Here is a 24,019-nt window from a genome sequence, read left to right as displayed (position 1 = left end):
TCCACGCGCTGCCGCCTGTCCCGGCGGGCGGGCAGCGCCGTTCATGCCGGTCGAGCCGGATCCCGGTGGGAGCGTCCCCCCGACGCTCACGGTTCCGGCCCGCGCCACGGCATCGCGTCGTCGCCGGCCGACGGCCACCCCTCGAAGCCGTGGACCGGCACGACGCCGGTGGTGTCGCCGTCGCGCATGGAGAAGCGGTTTCAGGGAATCGTGGTGATTCGGCCCGTCGGCGGTGTCACCACGATCGTTCTCTCCTGTCGTGATCCACTCCGGGGAGTGGGAATCGCCGAGTTCCGCGTCCGATCGAGTTTCCCGCGTCCGGATCGGGTTCGTCCTCAGCGGCGGACGCACTGGAGCCCGCATGGCGTGCACTTCCACTGTCGCGGTCGGTGTGGCACCCTGCGGCCAGGGGGAATCGTGTACGCGATGTTCGACAGTGCGGAATTTCCGGCCGACCAGCGGGTGGACGCGTGGCGGGAAGCCGTCGAGTCCGCCCTGGTGACCGCGGATGTGCGGGTTCTGGACCCCGCGGTGTTCACCGCGCGATTACATGTCACGTCGTTGGGAATCGCCCAGATCGCCGCTTCCTCGTACGCCTCGCTCGCCGCCCGCCGCACCGCGCGGATGATCAGGAAATCGGACCCGGAGTGCTACCAGTTGGTACTCGTCGAATCGGGACGACAGCGAATCCGGCAACTCGACCGGTGCGAGCACCTGCGGCCGGGTGAACTGGTGCTGTACGACAGTTCGACCTCGTCGGAGGTCTTCGTCGGTGACCAGCCCACGCTCGCCGGGGCGGTGGTGCTGCAGTTCCCGAAGCGTCTGCTCCCGATTCCCGAGGCGCGGGTGGCCCGGCTGGTCGCCGTGCCGCTTCCGGCCGCCACCGGGGTCGGTGACCTGTTCGCCGGGTTCCTCAGGGGGTTGGCCGTCGGCCGGCACGACCGCACCGAACGCGACACGTTGCGCCTGGGCCACATCGCGGTGGACCTCGCGAGCGCGGTCCTGGCACACCACCTCGACGACGCCACCGCGCCGCCGCACTCGCCCGGCCACGTCCTCTACCTCAACGTCGCGTCGTTCATCGACCGGAACCTGCACCGGGTCGACCTGGTGCCCGCGACCATCGCGGCGGCGCACGGGATCTCGGTGCGCTACCTGCACCGGATCTTCCAACAGCACCACGAGACCGCCGTCGCCGCCCACGTCCGGGCCCGCCGGCTGGACCACTGCCGCCGCGACCTGGCCGACCCCGGACTCCGGCACCTGACCATCGCGGCGATCGCGACGAGGTGGGGATTCGGCCGGCCGTCGGACTTCGGCCGGGCCTTCAGGAACGACGTGGGCATGTCGCCGGGCGATTACCGGGCCTGGGCCGGTGTCCACGGAAAGCGGTCGACCGGCCGGGGAACGGGCGTGAACCGCCCCACGGACCGGTCGACTTCCGGTGTGCGTACGCCGGGCGGAGTCAGCCGGTGACCAGGCAGGTCGGGATGCGTGCCGGCGTGCGGGTGAAGATCCCGGCGAGTGCGATGCGGGTCGCACTCGCCGGGACCTTGGTCCGGATGATTTTCCGGCTGGAATGTGACGTTGTGAAAAAGGTCCGCCGTCGGGAATCCGGTCGTCGCGGGCATGCTGGTCGACGTGAACCGATCGGTCGAAGAGCGCTGGATCGAGGTGGTCGACTGGCTTGTCGTGAACGCGCCTGCCACGTTCGAGACTCTCGTACCGCGCGCCACCGCGTCGGAGGTCGACGCGGTGGAAGCGGCAGTACCCGAGGCACTGCCGAACGATCTGCGGGCATGGTTGCGATTCGGCCAAGGCGTCGATTGGCAACCGGAGGAGGTCTTTCCTCCGTTGTTCGCGCCGAGATCGGCGCGGGATGTGCTCACCGCATACCGCCGTCTCGTGGCGGAGGACGAAAGGACCTGGCCGGGCTACGAGCGGGCGGTTCGAGAGGGCGCCGGTGGGCGGTCGGGAGTCTTCCTGAAGTCGTTCGTGCCGATCGCCTCCAGCGGCACCGGAGACTGGTTGTTCGTCGACTTGAGGCCCGGTGCGTGGCACGGCTGCGTGCAGCGGTGGCGCCGGGACGACGGCTGTCAGGTAGGGCCGTTGTGGCGTGGCGTCGGGGACATGCTCGCGGACGTGGTCCAGGGCCTGATCACCGGCCGGGAGGTACTGGCGCCCTTCGTGGAACGCGCACACGCCCAGGGTTTTCGCACCTCCACCACGGTCCCCGTCGTGGAGAACGGCCGGCTGGGCCGGGCCTCCCGCGGCTGAATCCGATGCGGTCGTCGGGCAACTCCTGCCGCCACCGCGCGGCGACCTCCGCGCCCAACGCCTCGGCAACCATGCCGGTGTTGCCGAACAACGATTCGTAGACCGCCAATACCGCTGCCATGACGTCCTACCCTGTTCCCCTCCGCGCGCCCCGGACAGCGGCGGACGGCCCCGACCCGGCAGGGACTTTCGCCGTGCGTTCCCGAAGCCCGACGGCCCTGCTCCGCACGGTCTGCCCGGAGCAGGGTCGGGATGGAGCGAACGAGGAGGACACATGAAGGCGATGGTGTTCCGGGGCCCGAACCGCCGGTCGTGGGAGGACGTGCCCGACCCGGTGGTGGTCGCGCCGACCGACGCGGTCGTGCGGGTCACCGCGGCCACGATCTGCGGGACGGACCTGCACATCCTCAACGGCGACGTGCCCGAGGTGGAGCCCGGCCGGGTGCTCGGGCACGAGGCGGTCGGCGTGGTCGAGAGCGTGGGCGCGGCCGTCACGTCGATCAAGCCGGGCGACCGGGTGCTGGTGTCGTGCATCAGCGGCTGCGGCCGGTGCGAGTACTGCCGCACGGGAGCGTCCGGGCAATGCCGGGGCGGCGGCGGCTGGCTGCTGGGCCACCTGGTCGACGGCACGCACGCCGAGTACGTGCGCGTGCCGTTCGCCGACTTCTCCACCCACAGGCTGCCGGACGAGGTCACCGACGGCGACGCGGTGATGCTCTCGGACATCCTGCCCACCGCCTACGAGGTGGGGGTGCTCAACGGCCGGGTGCGGCCGGGACAGGCCGTGGTGGTGGTCGGCGCGGGTCCGATCGGGCTGGCGGCGATCGAGACCGCGCGGCTGTTCAGCCCCGGTCTGATCGTGGCCGTCGACCTGGCCAAACCCCGGCTGGAGGCGGCGAAGCGGTTCGGCGCGGACGTGACCGTGCACGCCGACGAGGACGTGGACGACCTGGTCGCCGACCTGACCGGCGGGCTCGGCGCGGACCTGGCGATCGAGGCGGTCGGCGTGCCGGAGACCTTCGAGCTGTGCGCGCGCCTGATCCGGCCCGGCGGCCGGGTCGCGAACGTCGGCGTGCACGGCGGACCGGTGACGCTGCACCTGGAACGGCTGTGGATCAGGAACGCGACGATCACCACCGGTCTGGTCGACACCTACTCGACGCCCATGCTGCTGCGGATGCTCGCGGCAGGCCGGTTGGAGGCGACGGGGTTCGCCACGCACCACTTCGCGCTGGACGAGATGGCCCTGGCCTATGACACGTTCGCGCGGTCGGCCGAGACGGGCGCGCTGAAGGTCGTGCTGACCAGGTGAACGCCGATGCCCGCCTCCTCAGGAGGCGGGCACCTCGGCCAACTCCACCACGCTGTACGCCAGCGCGGCCAGGCCGACCACGACCGCCCACGACGACAGGCCGATCGGTGCGGTGTGGAACAGGGCGTTCATGAACGGCGCGTAGGTCAGCAGCAGTTGCAGGACGACCGTGAGCGCGATGCCCGCCGGCAGCCACGGGTTGGCGCGCAGGCGTGCCCGCGGCGACCGGCAGTTGACCAGGTAGGCGATCTGCGCGGCGACGAACACGTTCACCGCCACCGTGCGCGCGTGTTCCACGGTCCCGCCCGCGAACTCGAACGCGGCGAACGACCCGGCCACCAGCAGCAGCGACACCAGCAGGACCCGCCGGACCAGCGCACCGGTCAGCAGGGGCAAGGACGGCGGCAGGGGAGGACGCCGCATCGCGTCGGGGTCGCGCGGCTCGAACGCCAGTGTCAGGCCGAGCGCGACCGCGGTGGTCATGTTGATCCACAGGATCTGCACCGGCAGGATCGGCAGCGCCGTGCCCAGCAGGATCGCGGTGAGGATCACCAGTCCTTCGGCCATGTTCGTCGGCAGCGTCCAGACGATGAACCGGCGCAGGTTGTCGAAGACCGACCGGCCCTCCTCCACGGCGGCGCGCACGGTGGCGAAGTCGTCGTCGGTGAGCACCATGTCGGCCGCCTCCTTGGCGACCTCGGTGCCGCCGCGCCCCATGGCCACGCCGATGTCGGCCCGACGCAGGGCGGGCGCGTCGTTGACGCCGTCGCCGGTCATCGCCACCACGTGCCCGGCGGCCTGGAAGCGCTCGACCAGCCGCAGTTTCTCCTCGGGCGAGACGCGTGCGTGCACCGCGTCGTCGGGCAACCCGAACCGGTCGGCGACGGCACGGGCCGTGGCCGGGTGGTCGCCGGTGATCATGCGCACCTCGATGCCCGCCTCCCGGCAGGCGCGGACGGCCTCCAGCGCCTCCGGGCGGGGCGGGTCGTGCATCGCCTGCAGACCCAGGTACTCGGCCCCGCGCAGGACGTCCTCGGTCAGTTCCAGCTCCTCGGGCACGTGGGCACGGGCGAACGCCAACACCCGCAGGCCCTGCCCGGCCAGGCGTTCGGCCTCGGCGTGGTCGACGGTCCCGGTGAACCCGGCGATGCGCTCGACCGCGCCCTTGAGGTAGACCACGCCGCCCCGGTGCCGGGTGGCCATGAACCGCCGCCGCGAGGTGAACGGCAGTTCGTCCACGCGGTCGGGCACGTCGGTGATCCCGGCCTTGCGCGCGGCCACGACCAGCGCGGCCTCGGTCGGGTCGCCGACCGCGACCCAGCGGCCGTCCCGCTCGACCACGTCCGCGTCGTTGCACGCCAGCCCGGCCAGCAGGCACTCCCGCACGGCACGGGGTGCCGCCGGGTGCGGGCCGAGCGGCGAGTAGCCGACACCGTCGACCCGCCACCGCACGCCGTCCGCGACGACCTCGCGGACGGTCATCGCGTTGGCGGTCAGCGTGCCGGTCTTGTCGGTGCAGATCAGGGTGGTGCTGCCCAGCGTCTCCACGGCCGGGAGCCGGCGGACGACCGCGTGGCGCCGCGCCATCCGGGCGACGCCGATGGCGAGCGTGATCGTCACCGCGGCGGGCAGCCCCTCGGGGATGGCGCCGACGGCGAGCGCGACGGCGGCGGTGACCATCGCGCCGAGCGGTTCGCCGCGCAGCACGCCCACGATCGCGGCGACGACGGCGAGCCCGAGGATGACCCACGTGAGCAGCCGGCTGAACTTGGCCAGCTTGCGGGTCAGCGGCGTCCGCACGCTCCCGGTCGTGCCGACCAGGCGGTGCACCCGGCCGATCTCGGTGTCCGCGCCCGTGGCCACGACCACGCCGCGACCACCGCCGCCGGTGACCAGCGTGGACGAGTACGCCATGTTCGTGCGGTCGGCCGTCGGGGCCGTGGTCGGTACGGGCGCCGGGTCCTTGGCGACCGGGTCGGATTCCCCGGTCAGCGAGGACTCGTCGACGCGCAGCTCGCGGGTGCGCACCAGTCGCAGGTCGGCGGGCACGCGGTCGCCCTCCTCCAGGACGACCAGGTCGCCGGGCACCAGGTCCGCCGAGTCGACCCGCGCGGCCGTGCCGTCGCGGACGACGACGGCGGTGGTCGTGACCATCGCGACCAACGCGTCCAGCGCCCGCTCGGCGCGGCCTTCCTGGAGGTGGCCGATGATCGCGTTGACCAGCACCACGGCGAGCACCACCGAGGCGTCGACCGGCTCGCCCAGCGCGAAGGTCAGCACGGCGGCACCGAGCAACACGTGGATCAGCGGATTGGTGAACTGGCCCAGCAGCCGCCGCACGGCGCCGGGGCCCCGGCGTGCGGGCAGGGCGTTGGGACCCAGGTCGGCGAGCCGCTGCCGGGCCACCCGCGCGGGCAGCCCGGCGGCGGCGTCGGTCCGTGCCAGGCGCACGACCTCGTCCACCGGCAGGCTGTGCGGCGCGGTCCCGCGCTCAGCGGTGGTCGACGGCATCGGCGAGGCCGGCCTGCGGGAAGTCCACCGCCACGACGCCGGGGACCGCGCCCGCGAGCACCGCGGCCACGTGCCGGTCGCCGACGTCGGCCAGCTCGTCGACGATCGACACCCGGCCGTCGACCGCGTCGACCCGCCACCGGTCCCGGCCGCCGTAGCGGCGCAGGCGGCGGCGGACCTCGGCGGCGACCACGCGGTCGTCCCGGGTGACGGCCCGCAGCAGGTCCTGGAGCGTGATCACGCCGACCAGTCGCGTGCCGTCCACCACGGGCACGCTGCGCGCGCCGTGCTCGACCATCCGCCGGGCCACCTCGTCCACGTCCGCGTGCGGCGTGGCGACGACGGGCGGCGTCGACACCAGTCCGCCCACGGTGTGCGGCGGTGCCGTCCGCTGCCGGGGCGGCATGCCGTGCACCAGACCGCGCGGGTCGACGGGCAGTCGGTGCGCCAGCGCGTCGGCCTCGGTGAACACGCCGACCAGCGCGCCGAACCCGTCGACCACGGGCAGCATCGTGAACCCGCGCGCGGCGAGCAGCGCCCCCGCGTCGCGGACGAGGGTGTCCGCACCGACGGTCACCGCCTCGCGGGTCATCACTTCACGGACTCGCATCGCCCGGCCTCCTCCCACAGTTTCCCACGTCCAGGCTTACGACGCGGGTGTGTCGGGATCAGTGGCGGCGGACCCCGCTTCCCGGGACTTTCGCCTCTGTGGTCGGGTGTGACTCAGACGACCTTGGTGTAGTTCACGGTCGGGAACGGGGTGTGGCCCAGCGACTCGTACAAGGCACGGGCGGGTGCGTGGAACGCGTCCCCGCCGGTGCCGATGGAGACCACGGTGACGCCCGCGGACTTCAGGTGGGCCTGGGCGTGGTCGAGCAGTGCCCGGCCGACGCCCCGGCGTCGGTGGTCCGGCGACACGGCGAGGATGTCGATCTCGCCGTGGCGGTCGGCCTCGTGGACGACCCACGCGACGTAGCCCGCGATCCGGTCGTCGAGGTGGGCGACGGCGGCGTGCCGACCCTGTCCGGGGTCGTGGACGGCGGCCACGTGGCGTGCGTAGTCCGCCCGCCAGTCGCCGTGGCGGTCGAGGAACACCCGGTCGCCGACCCGCGGCCGGTAGGAGTCCTCGTAGAACGGTCCGAAGACGGTGATCGTCAAGGCGAGGACCTCGGGCAGGTCCTCGGTGCGCGAGGTACGGATGATCATGGGAGTGGCTTTCTCCTCGCGGGAACCTGGACGGGGTTCAGCCGCGCGTGCGGCAGGCCGCGAAGCACTCCATGCGGGCAGGGTAGCCGGCCACGGGAGGGGTGGCGAAGGGTTGTCGTCGCGGGGGCTTGACACGACCCGGACAATGAAAAATCGGCGTGTCACCACGAAGTCATGGTGAAGCGCCGAACGTAATTTCAAGCTAGCCGCTGTGAGGGGCATTTGTCAACCCACGGGTACGAACAGGAACTGCGGGCCGAGCGGGGCTACGTGGACGGGCTCTACGGGCGACTCGACGACGAGCGCGCCCGGGTCAGGGCGGCGTTCGACGCGGCCCTGCTGGGCAACGGCGGTACGCACCTGGAGCGCGACGACGAGGTGCGCGCGCTGGGCAAGGTCGCCAAGCGGCTCGACGCCGTGGACAACGGCCTGTGCTTCGGCCGGCTGGACCCGCTCGACGGCAAGGCGTCCTACATCGGGCGGATCGGGTTGTTCGACGAGGACGACGACTACGAACCCGTGCTGCTCGACTGGCGGGCGCCCGCGTCGCGCCCCTTCTACACGGCGACCGGCGCGCACCCCGAGGGCATGCGCCGCCGCCGTCAGTTCCACACGCGCGGACGGCGGATCGTCGACTTCACCGACGAGGTGCTGGGCCGGCCGGGCGAGGACGAGCGCGGGGACGCGGCGCTGCTCGCGGCCGTCAACGCGCCGCGCGGCGAGGGCATGCGCGACATCGTGGCCACGATCCAGGCCGAGCAGGACGAGATCATCCGCCTGGACCACCCCGGCGTCCTGGTGATCGAGGGCGGTCCGGGCACCGGGAAGACCGTGGTGGCGTTGCACCGCGTCGCCTACCTCCTCTACACGCAGCGCGAGCGGATGGAACGCCACGGCGTGCTCGTCGTGGGCCCCAACCCGGCGTTCCTGGACCACATCGGCCGCGTGCTGCCGTCACTGGGCGAGTCCGACGTGGTGTTCACGACCGCGGGCGGGCTCGTACCCGGTCTGCGCGTCACGGCCGAGGACCGGCCGGAGGCCGCGCGGCTCAAGGGTTCCCTGAAGATCCTCGACGTGCTCCGGGCCGCGGTCGCCGACCGGCAGGTGCTGCCCGCCGAGCCGATCCGGATCAACCTGCGCGACTTCACCGGTCGGATCGACGCCGCGGTCGCCGAGTGGGCCCGGGACGAGGCGCGCAAGAGCGGACTGCCGCACAACGAGGCCCGCGCGGTGTTCACCGAGATCCTGACCTACGTCCTCACCGAACGCGCCATCGCCCGGATCGGCAAGGGCTGGCTGACCCGCGACAACCGCGAAGCCTGGGAACGGGTGCGCACCGAGCTGCTGGGCGAACTGGCGGTCGACGACGTGTTCACCGGCGCGCTGGACGCGCTCTGGCCGGTCCTGAAGCCGGAGGAGGTGCTGGCCGAGCTGTTCTCCTCGCCGGAACGGCTGCGTTCGGCAGGCGGCGACCAGGCGCTGTGGCGCGAGCGCGGCGACGCGTGGACGGTGTCGGACGTGCCGCTGCTGGACGAGCTGGTCGACCTGCTCGGCCGGGACAAGGCCGACGACCGCGCCGCCCGGCAGGAGCGCGAGGCCCAGGCCGAGTACGCGGAGAGCGTGCTGGACAGCCTGATCAGCCGGGCCGACTCGATGGACGACGAGGACCACCTGTACGCCCAGGACCTGCTCTACGCCGAGGACCTGGCGGACCGGTTCGGCGAGACCGACACGCGCACGCTCGTCGAACGCGCCGCCGCCGATCGGGACTGGACCTACCGGCACGTCGTGGTCGACGAGGCCCAGGAACTGTCCGAAATGGACTGGCGGGTGCTCATGCGGCGCTGTCCGGGCAAGTCCTTCACGGTGGTCGGCGACCTCGCCCAGCGGCGTTCGCCCGCCGGCGCGACCTCGTGGGACGCGGTGCTCAAGCCGTACGCGGAGGGCCGCTGGGTCTACCGGTCGCTGACCGTCAACTACCGCACGCCCGCCGAGATCATGGCCGTGGCCGCCGCGGTGCTCGCCGAGTTCGCCCCGGAGGTCCGGGCGCCCGAATCGGTCCGCGCGTGCGGGGTCCGGCCCTGGTCGCGCGGGGTGACCGACGACGGCCTGGTCGCCGCGGTCGAGGAGTTCGTCCGGGACGAGGCCGGCCGCGAGGGCACCAGCGTCGTGATCGGTCCGCCGGACGTGCCCGGCGCGGTGCCGGCGTCGGAGACCAAGGGCCTGGAGTTCGACGCCGTGCTCGTCGTCGACCCGGACCGCATCCTCGCCGACGGTCCGCGCGGCGCGGCCGAACTGTACGTCGCCCTCACCCGGGCCACGCAGCGCCTCGGCGTCCTGCACCGCGATGCCCTGCCGCGGTCGCTGGACGGTCTGGTCGGGCGGACCGCGCCGGTCGGATCGTGATTTCGGATCTTCATCCATCCGAAATCACGAGCGGTGGCGGGTGGCGGGCAGCCGATAGCGTTGCGGGCGTGAGTGTCACTGTCTCCGTTGCGGAGTTGCGAGAGAGCACCGGCGTCCGGCTGCTGGACGTCCGGTGGCGGCTGGGCGTCCCCGACGGCCGGCCCGCCTACCGGGAGGGCCACCTGCCCGGCGCGGTGTACGTCGACCTGGAGTCGACCCTGGCCGCCCACGGTGGTCCCGGCGACGGGCGGCACCCGCTGCCCGACCGGGCGGCGTTGCAGGACGCCGTCCGGTCGTGGGGCCTGGCCGACGGCGATCCCGTGGTGGTCTACGACGACTGGGACAACCTGGCCGCCGGGCGCGCGTGGTGGGTGCTGCGCAACGCCGGGATCGAGAACGTGCGGTTGCTCGACGGCGGGCTCGCGGCCTGGAAGGCGGCGGGCCTGCCGCTGGAGTCCGGCGACGTGACGCCCGAACCGGGCACGGCGACGCTGGTCGAGGGCCGACTGCCGACGATCGACATCGACCAGGCGGCCACGTGGCCCGGCGTGCTGCTCGACGCGCGCGCCGGCGAGCGGTACCGGGGCGAGGTGGAGCCGATCGACCCGAAGGCGGGCCACATCCCCGGCGCGGTCAACGCGCCCACGGGCGGCAACCTGGCCGAGGACGGCACGTTCCTGGGCGCGGAGGCGCTGCGGGCGCGGTTCGCGGAGTTGGGCGTCAAGGCCGGCGACCAGGTCGCGGTGTACTGCGGGTCCGGCGTCACGGCGGCGCACACGATCGCCGCGTTGCGGATCGCGGGCATCGACGCCGCCCTCTACCCCGGGTCGTGGTCGCAGTGGTCGAACCACCCGGACCGCCCGGTCGCGACCGGCGACCGGTGAGCCACACCGGGCTGACCTCGGGTCTCCCGGCCTGGTCGACCGACCCCGGCGAGTTGGCCCGGGTGTCGGTCGACCGCTCCGGGGTCGCTCCGGACGGGCTGCCGGACCTGGTGGTCTTCGCCCAGAGCGTGCGGGACGTCCGGCGCACGGTCTCCTACGCCGCGAGCCGGGGCGTGCCGGTCGTGCCCCGGGGCGCGGGCTCCGGCGTGGCCGGCGGCGCGGTGGCGGGCGCGGGGGAGATCGTGCTCGACCTGTCCGGGCTCGACCGGATCGCGGACCTGCGGCCGGACGACGCGCTGGCCGTCGTCGAACCCGGCGTGATCACCGCCGACCTCGACGCCGCCGCGCACCCGCACGGCCTGCGGTACGCGCCCGACCCGGCCAGCGCGGCGTTCTCCACCATCGGCGGCAACATCGCCACCAACGCGGGCGGGCTGCGGTGCGTGAAGTACGGCGTGACGCGCGACGCCGTGCTCGCGGTGGACGCGGTGCTCGGCGACGGCTCGCTGGTCTCCACCGGACGCCGCACGGTCAAGGGCGTCACCGGGTACGACCTGACCGGGCTGCTCGTCGGCTCGGAGGGCACGCTCGGCGTGGTCGTCGGCGCGACCCTGCGGCTGTCCCCGCTGCCGACCACCACGGCCACGGCCGCCGCGTTCTTCGCCACCGCCGACGACGCGGTCGCCGCCGTGACCTCGTTGCAGCGTCGGGGACTGCGACCGTCCACGGCGGAACTGCTCGACCAGGCGACGCTGCGCGCGATCGACGACGCCCAGGGCACCGCCCTGCACACCAGGGGCGAGGTGTTCCTCCTGCTCCAGACCGACGGGTACGGCGCCGAAGCCGAACTGGCCGAGGCCGAACGCCTGCTGCGGCCGTCGGCCACCCACCTGGAGACCACCACCGACCCGGAGACGGCCGCCCGGCTGGTCGCCGTCCGCCGGGCCGCACTGCCGGCCGTCGAGCGCTACGGGCGCGTCCTCATCGAGGACATCGCCGTGCCCCGGTCGCGGATCGCCGAGTCGATCACCGCCGTCGGGGACATCGCCCGCCGGACCGGGGTGCGGATCGTCGTGTTCGCCCACGCCGGCGACGGGAACCTGCACCCGATCGTCGTGGCGGACAGCGCGCCGCCCGAGCGCGTGGACGAGGCCGTCGCCGCGATCTTCGAGCATGCCCTGGCCGTGGGCGGCACGCTCACCGGCGAGCACGGCGTGGGCACGCTCAAACGCCCGTGGTTGGCCGACGAACTCGGCGAACCCGTGCTCGACCTGCACCGCCGCCTCAAGTCCGTGTTCGACCCGGCCGGAATCCTCAACCCGGGCAAGGCGATCCGATGACGGTTCCTGATGGATCGACATCAGGAATCGGCATTGGACCGGGTGCGTGCTCCGGACCTAGCGTCCGGATCATGTCCACCTACGTCCCGGGAGCCCTGGCATGACCGCCTCCTACGACAACCCGCCCCACCTCGCCGCGCGCGGCACCGTCGTGGTGCTGCCCGGACGCGGCGAGAGCCCCGCCGTGTACGAGCGCCTCGGCACGCGACTGGCCTTCGACGCCTACCGCGTGCGCGTGCTCGACGACCCGACCCGCGACCCGGCCGCGACCACCACGGCGGTGAAGGAGCTGCTCGCCGAGGGGACCGGCCCGCGCGTCCTGCTCGGCTCCGACACGGGCGCGCTGTTCGCGGCACGACTCGTGGCGGACGGCACCGTGTCGGTCGACGGCGTGGTCCTCGCCGGGCTGCCGCTCGCGGCGCCGTCGGGGTCGGCTCCCGGGTGGGAGGCGGAACTGGAGGCCCGTACCACCTGCCCGACCCATCGCGGCCGGCTCACCGAGGACCCGGACGTGCGGCGCGGCGCGTTGTGGACGGCACCGCCCGCCGAGTGGCACGCGGACCCGGCCGCGGTGACCGTGCCGGTGCTCGGCGTGCACGGCCAGGACGACCTTCTGTCCACTGTGGACGGCGTGCGCGACTGGTTCGCCCGACTGCCCGACGGCGTGCTGGTCAGCCTCGCGGGCACCACGCACGACGCGCTGAACGGCCAGACCCACCGCACCGCCGCGGCGCTGGTCGTGCGCTTCCTGGAACGGCTGCGGTCGGGTGCCGACATCGAGCGGGTGGAGGTCCCGTGACCCGGTACGTGATCATCGGCGCGGGTGCGGTCGGCGCGACCACGGCCGCCGAGCTGCACCTGGCCGGCCGCGAGGTCGTGCTCGTGGCCCGGGGCGCGCACCTGGAAGCCCTGCGCGCCGAGGGGCTGCGCTACGTCCGCCCGGACGGCACGACGACGTTGCGGCTGCCCGTCGTCGGCGGTCCCGGCGAACTGGAACTGCGGACCGACGACGTGCTCGTGCTGGCGACCAAGACCCAGGACGCGGACACGGCGCTCTCGGCGTGGGCGTGGCAGCCGGTGGGGAAGGGCGTCGCCGCGACCGAGCTGCCGGTGTTCACCCTCCAGAACGGACTCGACAGCGAACGCGGCGCGTTGCGCCGCTTCGAGACCGTGTTCGCCTCGGTGGTGTGGTCGCCGGCCAGTCACGTCGTTCCGGGCGAGGTCGTGTCGCCGGCCGCGCCCGCCGTGGGCGTGTTCTGGACCGGCAAGTACCCGTCGGGGGCCGATCCACGGCTCGACGCGATCGCGGCCGACCTCGTGGCGGCCCACCACACGGTGCACGTCGTGCCGGACGTGGTCGCGTTCAAGGCGGGCAAACTGGTGTCCATCCTGCCCAACGCGCTGGACGCCCTCTACCCGGCGACCCCGCTGCGCGACCGGGCCGCCGAGCTGCTCCGGCAGGAGGCCCGTGAGGTGTTCGCGGCGGCCGGCATCGCCGTGGCCGACCTGGAGCCCGTGGCCGAGTTCGTGATCCACGACATCCCCGGGCACGAGCGTGGGGGCAGCTCCACGTGGCAGAGCCTGGTGCGCGGGGTGACCGTCGAGTCCGAGTTCCTCAACGGGGAGATCGTGCTGCTGGCCCGCCTGCACGGCCGGGAGGCGCCGGCCAACGCCGCGGTCCAGGCGCGCATCGCCCGTGCCGCGGCGGACCGGCTCCCGGCGCGGTCGCTGGACGACGACGACCTGCGGGCCACCATTCCCGGACTGTGAGGGGGTTTCCCGCCCGGTCGCCGGGCGGGACCACTCAGGCCGTTGGCTTCAACCCGAACCCGCTGCGGTGGAAGACCAGCGGCAACGGGTCGTCGACGTGCCCGACGGCGTGCAACCGCAGCAGGACGATGGTGTGGTCGCCCGCCTCCACGTGCCGGTCGATCGTCGTGTCGAACCACGCGACGCCGTCGGCCAACGTCACCGCGCCGCCCACCCCCACGGTCAGGTCGAGCCCGGCGAACCGACCGGCCGCCGGACCCGCGAGCTGCCGGGCCACCACGTCGTGGTGTTCGGCCAGCACGGTCACACCCACGTGGTCGGCCCGGCGCAGGGCCGCCCAGGTGGCGGACGTGTTGGCGATCGAGAACGACACCAGCGGCGGGTCCAGCGACACCGAGGTGAAGGAACTCGCGGCCAGACCGACGATCCCGTCGTCGACGCGGGCGGCGACGGCGACGACGCCGCTGGGGAACGTGCCGAACGCGGCGCGCAGCCGGTGGTGCCCGAGTTCGGTGTGCACGTCGACGGACATGGACTCGCCTCCTGTACTCGACGGTTCCCCCCAGCCTCACCCGAGGGCGGCCGACGCGTCCAAGAGCCATTCGCGATCACTACCGATGAACGCTCGTGATGGGTCGGGGGACGTGGTCCGCCCACCCGGCCCGCCTCGTCGCCCGCGCCGTCCACGACGCCGCCCGACACCCCACGCCGAAGTCGGACTCCGGCCCCGAGCCCGGCACCGCCTCGCTGTGCCGGACCGCGTCGCCCGGTGGCCGTCGGCTTCCGACCGCGGATAGGAGCCCCGGTGACGGGTTGGCAAGAGCCCGCCGGCGGCCTTCTCACATGGCGGTCAGGCGTCTCGACGCGGGGCGTGATCGGCTCTAATCGGGGGCATGACGAACTCGCTCGACCTCGAACACCTGCGCACGCTCGTCGCGATCGCCGAGTGCGGCGGGTTCGGCAAGGCCGCGGCGGTGCGCCACATCAGTCAGCCGGCGTTGAGCCAGCACGTCCGGCTGCTGGAACGCGGTCTCAAGCGCAAGCTGTTCGAACGCGACGGCCGCAACATGAGATTCACCCCGGAAGGCGAGCGGGTCCTGGTCGAGGCGCGGCGGATCATCGAGGTGCACGACGCCTCGTTGCGCCGCCTGGAGGCCAAACCGGACCGGACGGTCGTCATCGGCTCGACGGAGCACAGCGCCGGCCAGATCCTGCCCGAGATGATCCGCGCGATGCAGGCCGCGTTCCCCGACTGCTCGACCCGGTTCGAGATCGGGCGGTCGACGCAGCTCGTGGAGTCCGCGCGGCGCGGGACGGTCGACTTCGCCTTCGTCCTGGACCCGACGGGCCAGGGCGCCGGTCACCTGGTGGGCCGGCTGCCGCTGGTCTGGTACGCGGCACGCGGCTGGTCGCCGCCCGCCGCGGGGCGGACCTGGCCGTTGATCGCGTTCGAGGAGCCCTGCGGCCTGCGCGAACGGGCGTTGTCGGTGCTCACGGGCGAGGGGCACGACGTCGAGGTCACCGCGCAGTCCACGACGCTGGAGGGCGTGCTGGCCGGGGTCCGCGCGGGGTTGGGCGTGGCGCTGCTGCCCAGCGCCGGCGGTCGGCCGACCGGGTTGAGCGCGTGCGGCGACCTGCCCGACGCGGGCACCACGCACCTGCGCATGGTCACCCGCCGGGGCTTGGCGGCCGAGGTCGAGCGGACCGCGCTCGCGGCCGGGGTGGAGTTCTTCGCCCAACGGCCCCACCTCCAGCTCGTCCCCGCCGCGACGGCCCAGGGCGCCTGAGCCCGATAAGGCGGGGCTATGGGAATCCATCGGGCACTTGTCTTGGACGGTGCGCCCGGCACGGCCATACGTTCGGACGCGTGACCAGCGCAGCAGCCTTCGACCGGCAGATCCCCGACACCGCCGCGCGGAAGGTCGAGTTCATCAGCCTGTCGCACCTCAACCCGTCGACCGAGCTGGACCCGATCCCCACGCGGGGCATCGACCTCGCCTACTTCCGCACCTACGTCCGCGCCCTGGAAGAGGGCGGCTACGACTACACGCTCCTGCCTTACGGCGCGGGCGGCGCGGACTCCTTCGTGGTCGCCTCGGCCGTCGGCCAGCTCACCGAGCGGATCAAGCCGATCGTGGCGCTGCGGCCCAACACCACCTTCCCGCTCGTCGGCGCCCAGAAGCTGGCCACCCTCGACCAGCTCACCGAGGGCCGCGCCGTCGTCCACCTGATCTCCGGCGGCAGCGACGCCGAACAAGCCCGCCAGGGCGACTACCTGCCCAAGGACCGGCGCTACGCCCGCACGTCCGAGTACATCGACCTGCTGCGCCGCGCCTGGACCGAGCCCGCGCCGTTCGGCCACGAGGGCGAGTTCTACCGGTTCGACGACTTCGGGCCGGGCTTCGCACCCTACGACGCGCCCATCCCGATCTCGTTGGGCGGCCAGTCCGACGAGGCGTTCCGGGTCGGCGGCGAGAAGGCCGACATCTTCAGCTTCTGGGGCGAGCCGCTCGACGACCTGACCGCCGAGATCGACCGGGTGCACGCCATCGCCCGCGCCGCCGGGCGCACGACGTTGCCGCGCATCTGGGTGACGTTCCGCCCGATCATCGCCAAGACCGACGAACTGGCCTGGAAGAAGGCGCACGAGTACGTGGCCAGGATCGCCGACACGTTCGGCAAGTCCGCCTACGGCCGCCAGAGCTTCCTCAAGGGCACGCCGCAGAACGTGGGTTCGCAGCGCGCGTTGTCCTTCGCGGACAAGGCAGACCTGTACGACCGTGCACTGTGGACACGGACCGCCGCCGTGACCAACGCGGCCGGCGCGTCCACCGCGCTGGTCGGCTCGCCCGAGACCGTGGCCGCCGCGATCCTCGACTACGTCGACCGGGGCGCCGACCTGGTCAGCATCCGGGGCTATGACACGCTCGCCGACGCCGTGGACTACGGCCGGCACATCCTGCCGTTGGTGCGCCAGGAGATCGCGCACCGCGAGGCGACCGGGCGACGCGGCACGCTCCAGGCCGACCACCTCGGCAACTACACCGAGGACTACCGGCGCCACGCGACGGCGGACCACCGGTGACGGCCGCGCCGGACCTGTCCGACGAGGCGCTGGCCGCCGTCACGGCCGAGGTCGCGGCCACCGCGACCGCCTACGACCGCAGCGGCGAGGTACCGGTGAAGGGCCTCGACGCCGCGCACCGCGCCGGGTTGCTGACGGCCACGGTCGCCCGCCGCCACGGTGGCCCGCAGGTCGGTCCCCGCGACACCGCCCGCATCCTGACCGCGTTGGGCGAAGGCGACCCGTCGGTGGCACTGATCGCGGCCAACACCCTGATGGCACATGCGGCCGAGGCCGCGGAACCGCACTGGCCGGCGGCCTACTACGCCGACCTGCTGGCCCGGTCCGCCCTCGGCCCGGCGCCGGTCAACGCGGTGCGCGCCGAACCCGAACTCGGTGCGCCCGCGCGCGGCGGACTGCCCCGGACCACGATCCGGCGCACGGCCGACGGCTGGGTGCTCGACGGCCACAAGAGCTATGCGACCGGCGGCACGGCCCTGGCCTACCACGTGGTGTGGGCGGTCGTGGACGAACCGGGCCCGGCACCGCGCGTCGGCCACGTGACCGTCCCCGGCGACCGGCCGGGCATCACGTGGTTGGACACCTGGGACCACCTGGGCCTGCGCGCGTCCAACACGCACGACGTGGTCTACGAGTCCGTGACGCTCCCGGCGGACGCGTTCGTCGAGATCCCGCGCGGCGAGGACGGCGTCTACCGGGACCCGGCGGCCATGGCCGGACCCGGCGGCTTCGCCCATCCCGCGCTCTACATCGGCGTCGCCCGCGCGGCGCGGCAGGCGTTCGTCGACTTCGCCCGGTCACGGGTGCCCGCCGCCCTCGGCCGGCCCATCGCCACGACCGAGCGGATCCAGGTCGTGGCCGGGGAGATCGACCTGCTGATCACCCAGGCCGAGACCCTGCTGCACGGCGCGCTGCTGCGCATCGAGGCCGGCGACCCGATCGGCCCGGGCTTGTCGGTGGTCAAGGTCGCCATCGCGCGGTCGGTCGTGGCCGCCGTGCAGACCGCCGTCGCCGCGCTGGGCAATCCGGCGTTGTCCCGGCACAACCCGCTCGAACGCCACCTGCGCGACGTGCTGTGCGTGCGCGTCCACCCGCCGCAGGAGGACGCCGCCCTGCTCGCGGCCGGGCGGCGCTTGCTTCGGCCCGGCGGTTCGTAGGCCCGGACCGGCGGCACCGGGCCGTCGTGCCGGGTGACGGCCACCGGATGGGTCCGTCGCGAACGGCGTCCGGTGCATTCCGTCCGTCACAAACTGTCCACAGTTGACTTGTGGCGTGCGCTCAGTGGAGCTTGCGGCGTCGGTACGGGTTGCGGCCAGGCAGGCGTGCCCGATAGCCGTGAACCGAGCCCGGTTGCCGGTCGTTGTGATCGGCGCGCATGGACAGTGGAAGGAAGGTTCCCCGGTTGTGCTCGGCTACGCGCGCGGGAGGTCGACGCAAGGACAACCCGATGCGCGGCGTCGGCCATGAAGTCGGTGCGGACCTGAGGCAGGTCGAGTCAGCTCGCCTCTGAGCGTCGCGATGCGGTGATCGGCCCGCGGGTATGGTCATCCGCCACAGATCAGGGGAGGTGCCGGTGGAGAAGGCCACGCCGTCGCACGTGAAGGTAACGCGCCGGCTCGCGATCGGCGTGATCATTGTCGGGGAGCTGATCCTCGTGCTTGGTCCCCTCCTGGCAAAGCCGCTCGACTGGCTGGCGCGGCAATCGGCTGACTGGTGGGGCGCGGCCGGGCAGTGGGCCGGCGCGCTCGGCAGTTTCGCCGCAGTGGTCGTGGCGTTGGCGATTGCGGGCAGCGGCACGCGCGAAGCCCGGGCGAGGGAGCGACGGCGGCAGCAGGCCACGGCCACGCTTGTGCGCGGTGAATTCGAGCTGTCCGGGAATCCGTACCGAGTGGCGCTGATCAACGACAGCCCCTTGCCGGTCTTCGACGTGCAGATCAAAGAGGTGAGGGGGTGGAGGCTTCCCGAGGTGCGGCGGCCCTTTCGAGGGTGGCAGCCGACGGCGGTCCTGCCACCGGGCAAGCGGGTTTTCGTCGAGGCGGTGGTGATGGCCGGGGCGAAGGAAGGCATCAGCGAGTGGTTGGGCTACACCGTGGTGATCGAGTTCTCCACAGAGGAGTACCGCTGGCGCAGAGAAGGTGACGGCTTGCCCGGACTGGTCGAATAGCCGTCCGTAGGCTTGATCTTGGCCTGCTCGTCCCTGATTCGCGGTTCCACCCAGCGCTTCGCCGCCCTCCGAGCCACGTCGGGCGTCTGTGCCGCTCGGAGGCCATCGCTCGGATGATGAGCCGAACGGCCGGTTTCCGGTGACCCGCGCCGCGCGCCAGGCTGGGTCGATGGGCACATCGACAGACGCCGCGGGCGAGGCCGACGACTACTTCGACAAGGCGCTGGACGCACGGCACCGTGCCAAGGACGCGACCGGCGCGGAGCGAGCGGATCTGTTGGCGCAGGCGACGTTGGACATCGGAATCGCGACGTTCTTCGAGTTGCGGCGAGCGAACCTGGACACCGAGGCGCACACGCGGGCGCTGACAAGGCACGGCGGCAGGCTCGACGAGCACTACCGTGCGCTGCTCGGGCACGCGGACGCGTTGACGAAGCAGGCACTTGCCATGGACCGGCATGGGAGTGCGTTGGAGGAATTCGAGCGAAGCTCCCGTCGGATGGGCGGTTGACCATTTCCAGCCCGGCTACCCTGGGAACGGCCGGGGAGGTGTGCGTGAACGTCGAGGACAACCACATCGGCCGCCGCCTGCGGGAGGTCCGCTCGTGGCGGCGGCTTTCGTTGACGGCCGTCGCCGGGCTCGCCGGGATCACGCCCGCGTACCTGAGCATGATCGAGCGGGGCCTGCGGCCGGTCACCAAGCGAGCCGTGCTCGAAGCGCTCGCGACCGCGCTCCAGGTCGCACCCACCGAGTTGACCGGCTCGCCGTTCGCGCCGACCGACGCCAACGGTGCCGAGGCGCACGCCACCTTGCACGAGGTGGAGACGGTGTTGTCGGCCGTCGAACTCGGTGTGGACCCCGGAGTGCGGGTCGCGTCGTGGCCGGAGCTGCGCGACCGGGTGATCCACCTCAACACCGTGCTGCGGCCGGAGGCCGACTACGCGGAGCAGGGCCGTGTCGTGCCCGGTCTGCTGCTCCAGCTCCACGCCGCCTACGTGCACCACCCGGCACATCGTCGCGACGTGTTGGTGGGCCTGCTGCACACCTACCACGCGGCTGCGGTGCTCACGAAGAACTCCGGAGTACGTGGCCTGCCGGTGCTCGCCGCGCGTCTCGCGCGGGAATGCGCCCAGGAGCTGAATTCTCCCGAGTGGCTGGGGTTCTCGGTGTGGCTGCGCGGGCATGCCGCCGGGTCGCAGGGTCGTGCCCACCAGCTCACCGCGTCGGTGCGCGAGATCGACCGGCTGGCCGGGGTCGGCGGGCCGAACGTGCTCCAGGCCCGGGGGATGCTCCACCTGAACGCCGCACTGGCCGCCGCGACGTTGCGCGACGCCGAGACCGCGCGGGTGCACCTGGACGAGGCCGCCGTGCTGGCGGTGCACCTGCCGGAGGGCCGTGACAACTTCGCGTTCCTGCACTTCGGCCGCCCCAACGTCGGTGTGTGGCGGGTGTCGTTGGCGACCGAGCTGGGAGAACGTGGCAAGGTCGCCGAGCTGGCCCGCCGGGTGAACCCGGACGTGTTGCCCGCGAAGGCCCGCCGGGCGATGTACTGGACGGACCTGGGGCGGTCGCTGCTCACCGAGCGGTCCACCGTGGACAAGGGGATTCAGGCGCTGGTGACCGCCGAATCCATTGCCCCGCAACGGGTCCGCAACAACGTCTTCGTCCGCGAGGCCGTCGCGGACCTGCTGCGACGCGCCCAACGTGACTCTGCCGGACGTGAACTGCGCGGCCTGGCCTGGCGCATGGGCGTGGCCCCGACCGGGTGAACCCGGCGTGACGTTAACCGGTGGTTAACGCCACGCCGACGACTACTCCTACGGTCTGCGTCGCCGGGACGTCCGGCGAAAGGAGCGCCACATGGGCCAGCACGAGGACAAGACCGACCAGGATCGGAAGGACCCACCCCACAAGCCGCAGGGATCGGGTTCGCAGGGTGCGCCCGACCCGGACAAGCCGGACGGCAAGCACGGGTCCGGCTCGTGACCCGCACGCACGCCGACCTGGTCGCCGACCTGCGTGCGGCGAACGCGGTGCCCGCCGGGTGGGGGGACGTGTTCGCCGCCATCGACCGGGGCGTGTTCGTCCCCGACCGCTGCTGGGTCGACGACGAACACGGCCGGCCGGTGCCACTGGACCGGGACGCCGGCCCGCACGCGTGGGCGCAGGCGGTGTACTCCGACGTGCCGATCGTGACCCAGCTCGACGACGGCGCGACCGAGTGGCCGGCCACCAGCCGCAACGCCACCAGCTCCGCCTCCCAGCCCAGCCTGGTGCTGGAGATGCTGGACGCGCTGCACGTGGCCGGCGCCCACCAGGTGCTGGAGATCGGCACCGGCACCGGCTACAACGCCGGTCTGCTCGCCGCGCGGCTGGGCGAGGAACGGGTGGTCACGGTCGAGGTGGACCCGGACCTGGCCGACCGGGCACGCCGCGTGTTCAAGAACGCGGGGCTCGCCCCGACCGTGGTGACCGGAGACGGCGCCGACGGGTACCCGGAGCGGGCGCCCTACGACCGGGTGCTGTCCACGGCCGCCGTGACCGCCGGGCGCGTCCCGCTGGAGTGGGTGGAGCAGACCCGGCCCGGCGGGGAATTGGTGATGCCGTGGCGCACCGCGTGGGGCGGTGGCGTGTTGGTGCGGCTGATGGTGCACGAGGGCACCGGAGCGGCGGGGTCGGTGCTCGACGACGCCCATTTCATGACGTTGCGCGACCAGCGTGTGCCGTTCGGCCAGGCCGCGCGGTTCGGGCGGTTGGCCGCCGGCGCCGACGTGCCCCGCACCACGACCGGGGTGTCCCCGCACGTCGTGGTGCACGACCCCGACGCCGCGTTCGTCGTCGGCGTGCTCGTCGGCGGCGCCCGGCACTCGGTGGCCCGGGACGACGCCGACCACTGGGAACTGCTGGTGTTCCACACCGACAGCGGGAGTTGGGCGACGGTGCGGGTCACCCCGGAGGCGACCGCCGCCGGGCGCTACGAGGTGCGCCAGGACGGGCCGCGTCGCCTGTGGGACGAGGTCGAGTCCGCCCACCGCTGGTGGATCGACCATGACAGCCCGCTGCGCCAGGAGTTCGGCCTGGCCGTGACCCCACGCCGCCAGACGGTGTGGCTGTGCGACCCCGACACCGTCGTGGCCACTTACACCACCTGACCCATTCCAGGCCCCGTCGTGTTCGCAGCACTCGGCGGGGCCGTCCTGTATCAGGCGCTCCGACGCACCTGGACACCGGACCTTCACGGGGATCTCCGCGTCGGTGCGGAATCAGGCTGCCCGTGCGTCGATCAGACTCCTCGATGGGATTCGATCCCCATTTCGTCTTGGACCACCCCGCCGCGCCACTCCTAGATTCGTGGCCTGCCCGAAGCGTTTCCGGGCCGTTCCCGGCGTTCCTTGAGGAGAAAGCCCCGTGAGTAGACCCCGTCACGTCACCCTTGCCGGCCGCGCATCGCGGATGATCGTCGGCCTCGCCTCCGTCGTCGTCCTGGCCGCGTGCGGGCCGGGCGTCGCGGCGCAGGGCCCGGGGTCGTCGGAACCCAAGGGCGGCGGCGCGATCACGTTCCTGATCGACTCGCTCGGCGACACGTGGATTCCCAACAACAGCGCCATCTCCAGCTTCCAGGGCCACATCTGGGGCCACGTGACCGACAAGCTCGTCTACGTCGACGACAAGGGCGCGGCCAGCCCGTGGGTCGCCGAGAGGTGGGCGCAGAACCCCACCGCCACCGAGTTCACCCTCCACCTGCGGTCGGACGTCACGTTCTCCGACGGCACGCCGCTGGACGCCGCCGCGGTCGTGGCCAACCTCGACATCTGGTCCAAGGGCGACCCGACGCGCGGCATCAACCCGATCGGCCTGTTCCCCAAGACCTACCAGCGGGCCGAGGCCGTGGACGCCGCCACGGTGAAGGTGTTCTTCGCTGCGCCGACGTTGGGCTTCATCCCGACACTGGGTTACCACGGTTCGATCCTGATCTCCCCGAAGACGTTGGCGCTGCCCGCCACGCAGCAGGCCGACCTGTCCAACGACATCGGCAGCGGCCCGTTCGTGGTGGAGTCGTGGAAGCAGGGCGACAGCGTCGTGCTCAAGAAGCGGCCCGACTACGACTGGGCGCCGGCCGCGTTGGGCCACCAGGGCGCCGCACGACTGGACAAGATCACCTACAAGCTCGTCGCCGAACCGTCGGTGCGCACGTCCGCCGTCCAATCAGGACAGGCCGACGTCGCCTACAACCCGTCGCCCCAGGAACTGGCGTCCTTCAAGGCCCAGGGCTTCACCACCGCGACGCCGCGCTACCTCGGCTTCGTCAACGGCTACGCGATCAACACGAAGATCGCGCCGTTCGACGACATCCGGGTCCGGCAGGCGATCCAGCACGGCATCGACCGCAAGGAGATCCTCTCCACGGTCTACACCGAGGACTGGCTGCCGGCCCAGTCGCTGTTCCAGAGCAACGTCCCGGGCGCGACCGACCACTCGGCCGACTTCGCCTTCGACGCGGCCAAGGCGGACAGGCTGCTCGACGAGGCCGGGTGGGTCAAGGGCGCCGACGGCGTCCGCGCCAAGGACGGCAAGCCGCTGACGTTCACCCTGTACGCGAACCCCTACCTGGCCACCTCCAAGTCCGTGGACGAACTCGTGGCGCAGCAACTGGGCAAGCGCGGCTTCAAGGTCGAGATCCAGGCGTTCGACGTGGTGACGTTCGGCGAACGCGTCAAGGTCAACAGCCCGAGCGTGGCCCTGTACGAGGTCACCCGCAGCTTCATCGACGCGGGCACGGTCGCGGGCGTCCTGACCGACGCGAACAAGGGCGAGAACTGGTTCGGCCTCGGCCAGAGCGACCAGAAGCTCGTCGGGCTCGCCGGTTCGGTGGCCCGCGCGGAGACCGTGGAGGCACGATCGCCCGTGCTCGACGAGTTGCAGGGCCACGTGCTCCGGCAGGGCTACTTCGTCCCGCTGACCCAGATCGTGCAGCGGCTCTACCTCCAGTCGCCCAAGCTGCACGGCGTGTCGTACAACGGCATCGCCTACGCCAACTACTACGCGGCCTGGCTGGGCTGACC

At 72.7% G+C, this 24,019-nt stretch carries 21 protein-coding genes; 17 read left to right on the top strand and 4 right to left on the bottom strand.

Annotated features, from left to right (window positions below):
- Window positions 1–426: 426 nt before the first annotated feature.
- From F4559_RS16985 to F4559_RS16975, 3 genes are all read left to right on the top strand, one after another.
- The gene (locus tag F4559_RS16985; protein WP_184669867.1) at window positions 427–1,476 is read left to right on the top strand and encodes a helix-turn-helix domain-containing protein; all 1,050 of its coding nucleotides are present in this window, start codon (window positions 427–429) and stop codon (window positions 1,474–1,476) included.
- Between the two features lie 165 nt (window positions 1,477–1,641).
- Complete coding sequence (locus F4559_RS16980) at window positions 1,642–2,277, top strand: SMI1/KNR4 family protein (RefSeq protein ID WP_184669865.1); 636 nt, start codon at window positions 1,642–1,644, stop codon at window positions 2,275–2,277.
- Between the two features lie 274 nt (window positions 2,278–2,551).
- Window positions 2,552–3,589 carry an alcohol dehydrogenase catalytic domain-containing protein gene (locus F4559_RS16975; protein WP_184669863.1) on the top strand — a complete coding sequence of 346 codons (1,038 nt, stop codon included), beginning with the start codon at window positions 2,552–2,554 and terminating at the stop codon, window positions 3,587–3,589.
- A gap of 18 nt (window positions 3,590–3,607) precedes the next feature.
- On the opposite strand, the gene F4559_RS16970 is transcribed toward F4559_RS16975, so the two are convergent.
- From F4559_RS16970 to F4559_RS16960, 3 genes are all read right to left on the bottom strand, one after another.
- Window positions 3,608–6,052, bottom strand: a complete 2,445-nt coding sequence (locus tag F4559_RS16970) for an HAD-IC family P-type ATPase (RefSeq protein ID WP_312865689.1) — start codon at window positions 6,050–6,052, stop codon at window positions 3,608–3,610.
- A 28-nt stretch (window positions 6,053–6,080) separates the two neighbouring features.
- Entirely contained in the window at window positions 6,081–6,710 is a 630-nt protein-coding gene (locus F4559_RS16965; RefSeq protein ID WP_184669859.1) for a CBS domain-containing protein, read from the bottom strand.
- A gap of 113 nt (window positions 6,711–6,823) precedes the next feature.
- The gene (locus tag F4559_RS16960; RefSeq protein ID WP_184669857.1) at window positions 6,824–7,306 is read right to left on the bottom strand and encodes a GNAT family N-acetyltransferase; all 483 of its coding nucleotides are present in this window, start codon (window positions 7,304–7,306) and stop codon (window positions 6,824–6,826) included.
- A gap of 222 nt (window positions 7,307–7,528) precedes the next feature.
- On the opposite strand from F4559_RS16960, the gene helR reads away from it, so the two are divergent.
- The 5 genes from helR (at window position 7,529) to F4559_RS36375 (ending at window position 13,706) form a co-directional block, all read left to right on the top strand.
- Window positions 7,529–9,712, top strand: coding sequence for an RNA polymerase recycling motor ATPase HelR (gene helR / locus F4559_RS16955; RefSeq protein WP_184669855.1), 2,184 nt, complete (start codon window positions 7,529–7,531; stop codon window positions 9,710–9,712).
- 68 nt (window positions 9,713–9,780) lie between these two features.
- A complete protein-coding gene (locus tag F4559_RS16950) occupies window positions 9,781–10,596 on the top strand; it encodes a sulfurtransferase (protein ID WP_184669853.1) in 816 nt (271 codons plus the stop codon).
- Entirely contained in the window at window positions 10,593–11,936 is a 1,344-nt protein-coding gene (locus F4559_RS16945; RefSeq protein WP_184669851.1) for an FAD-binding oxidoreductase, read from the top strand. Before F4559_RS16950 ends, F4559_RS16945 begins: the two co-directional genes overlap by 4 nt.
- Before the next feature lie 100 nt (window positions 11,937–12,036).
- Window positions 12,037–12,735 (top strand): alpha/beta hydrolase, encoded by a 699-nt coding sequence (locus tag F4559_RS16940; RefSeq protein ID WP_184669849.1) that lies wholly within the window; start codon window positions 12,037–12,039, stop codon window positions 12,733–12,735.
- A complete protein-coding gene (locus F4559_RS36375) occupies window positions 12,732–13,706 on the top strand; it encodes a ketopantoate reductase family protein (protein ID WP_184669847.1) in 975 nt (324 codons plus the stop codon). The genes F4559_RS16940 and F4559_RS36375 overlap by 4 nt, the downstream gene beginning before the upstream one ends.
- Before the next feature lie 34 nt (window positions 13,707–13,740).
- On the opposite strand, the gene F4559_RS16930 is transcribed toward F4559_RS36375, so the two are convergent.
- On the bottom strand, window positions 13,741–14,238 hold the full coding sequence (locus tag F4559_RS16930; protein WP_184669844.1) for a flavin reductase family protein: 498 nt from the start codon (window positions 14,236–14,238) through the stop codon (window positions 13,741–13,743).
- A 361-nt stretch (window positions 14,239–14,599) separates the two neighbouring features.
- Here F4559_RS16930 and F4559_RS16925 point away from each other — a divergent pair, with 361 nt between their 5' ends.
- The 9 genes from F4559_RS16925 (at window position 14,600) to F4559_RS16890 (ending at window position 24,017) form a co-directional block, all read left to right on the top strand.
- The gene (locus F4559_RS16925; protein WP_184669842.1) at window positions 14,600–15,493 is read left to right on the top strand and encodes a LysR family transcriptional regulator; all 894 of its coding nucleotides are present in this window, start codon (window positions 14,600–14,602) and stop codon (window positions 15,491–15,493) included.
- A gap of 80 nt (window positions 15,494–15,573) precedes the next feature.
- Window positions 15,574–16,791: an LLM class flavin-dependent oxidoreductase gene (locus F4559_RS16920; RefSeq protein WP_184669840.1), complete on the top strand. Its 1,218-nt coding sequence runs from the start codon at window positions 15,574–15,576 to the stop codon at window positions 16,789–16,791.
- Window positions 16,788–17,948 carry an acyl-CoA dehydrogenase family protein gene (locus F4559_RS16915; protein ID WP_184669838.1) on the top strand — a complete coding sequence of 387 codons (1,161 nt, stop codon included), beginning with the start codon at window positions 16,788–16,790 and terminating at the stop codon, window positions 17,946–17,948. Before F4559_RS16920 ends, F4559_RS16915 begins: the two co-directional genes overlap by 4 nt.
- Window positions 17,949–18,364: 416 nt before the next feature.
- Window positions 18,365–18,955, top strand: a complete 591-nt coding sequence (locus tag F4559_RS16910) for a hypothetical protein (protein WP_184669836.1) — start codon at window positions 18,365–18,367, stop codon at window positions 18,953–18,955.
- A 169-nt stretch (window positions 18,956–19,124) separates the two neighbouring features.
- On the top strand, window positions 19,125–19,466 hold the full coding sequence (locus F4559_RS16905; RefSeq protein WP_184669834.1) for a hypothetical protein: 342 nt from the start codon (window positions 19,125–19,127) through the stop codon (window positions 19,464–19,466).
- Window positions 19,467–19,510: 44 nt separating this feature from the next.
- The gene (locus F4559_RS16900) at window positions 19,511–20,725 is read left to right on the top strand and encodes a helix-turn-helix domain-containing protein (protein WP_184669832.1); all 1,215 of its coding nucleotides are present in this window, start codon (window positions 19,511–19,513) and stop codon (window positions 20,723–20,725) included.
- A 91-nt stretch (window positions 20,726–20,816) separates the two neighbouring features.
- The gene (locus F4559_RS35945; RefSeq protein ID WP_281386321.1) at window positions 20,817–20,942 is read left to right on the top strand and encodes a hypothetical protein; all 126 of its coding nucleotides are present in this window, start codon (window positions 20,817–20,819) and stop codon (window positions 20,940–20,942) included.
- Window positions 20,939–22,108 (top strand): methyltransferase domain-containing protein, encoded by a 1,170-nt coding sequence (locus tag F4559_RS16895; protein WP_312865688.1) that lies wholly within the window; start codon window positions 20,939–20,941, stop codon window positions 22,106–22,108. The genes F4559_RS35945 and F4559_RS16895 overlap by 4 nt, the downstream gene beginning before the upstream one ends.
- Window positions 22,109–22,364: 256 nt before the next feature.
- Entirely contained in the window at window positions 22,365–24,017 is a 1,653-nt protein-coding gene (locus F4559_RS16890) for an ABC transporter substrate-binding protein (RefSeq protein ID WP_312865687.1), read from the top strand.
- The last annotated feature ends 2 nt before the right edge of the window (window positions 24,018–24,019 follow it).

This window comes from Saccharothrix violaceirubra (assembly GCF_014203755.1).
Classification (GTDB): domain Bacteria; phylum Actinomycetota; class Actinomycetes; order Mycobacteriales; family Pseudonocardiaceae; genus Actinosynnema; species Actinosynnema violaceirubrum.
Note: the sequence above shows the minus strand (reverse complement) of the source record. Positions and strands in the feature narration are given on the sequence as shown.

Bases quoted from the DNA above. Each gene is read 5' to 3' on its own strand.
- F4559_RS16985 (WP_184669867.1), top strand. From the start codon at position 427: ATGTTCGACAGTGCGGAATTTCCGGCCGACCAGCGGGTGGACGCGTGG.
- F4559_RS16975 (WP_184669863.1), top strand. From the start codon at position 2,552: ATGAAGGCGATGGTGTTCCGGGGCCCGAACCGCCGGTCGTGGGAGGAC.
- F4559_RS16965 (WP_184669859.1), bottom strand. From the start codon at position 6,710: ATGCGAGTCCGTGAAGTGATGACCCGCGAGGCGGTGACCGTCGGTGCG.
- F4559_RS16960 (WP_184669857.1), bottom strand. From the start codon at position 7,306: ATGATCATCCGTACCTCGCGCACCGAGGACCTGCCCGAGGTCCTCGCC.
- F4559_RS16940 (WP_184669849.1), top strand. From the start codon at position 12,037: ATGACCGCCTCCTACGACAACCCGCCCCACCTCGCCGCGCGCGGCACC.
- F4559_RS16930 (WP_184669844.1), bottom strand. From the start codon at position 14,238: ATGTCCGTCGACGTGCACACCGAACTCGGGCACCACCGGCTGCGCGCC.
- F4559_RS16925 (WP_184669842.1), top strand. From the start codon at position 14,600: ATGACGAACTCGCTCGACCTCGAACACCTGCGCACGCTCGTCGCGATC.
- F4559_RS16905 (WP_184669834.1), top strand. From the start codon at position 19,125: ATGGGCACATCGACAGACGCCGCGGGCGAGGCCGACGACTACTTCGAC.
- F4559_RS35945 (WP_281386321.1), top strand. From the start codon at position 20,817: ATGGGCCAGCACGAGGACAAGACCGACCAGGATCGGAAGGACCCACCC.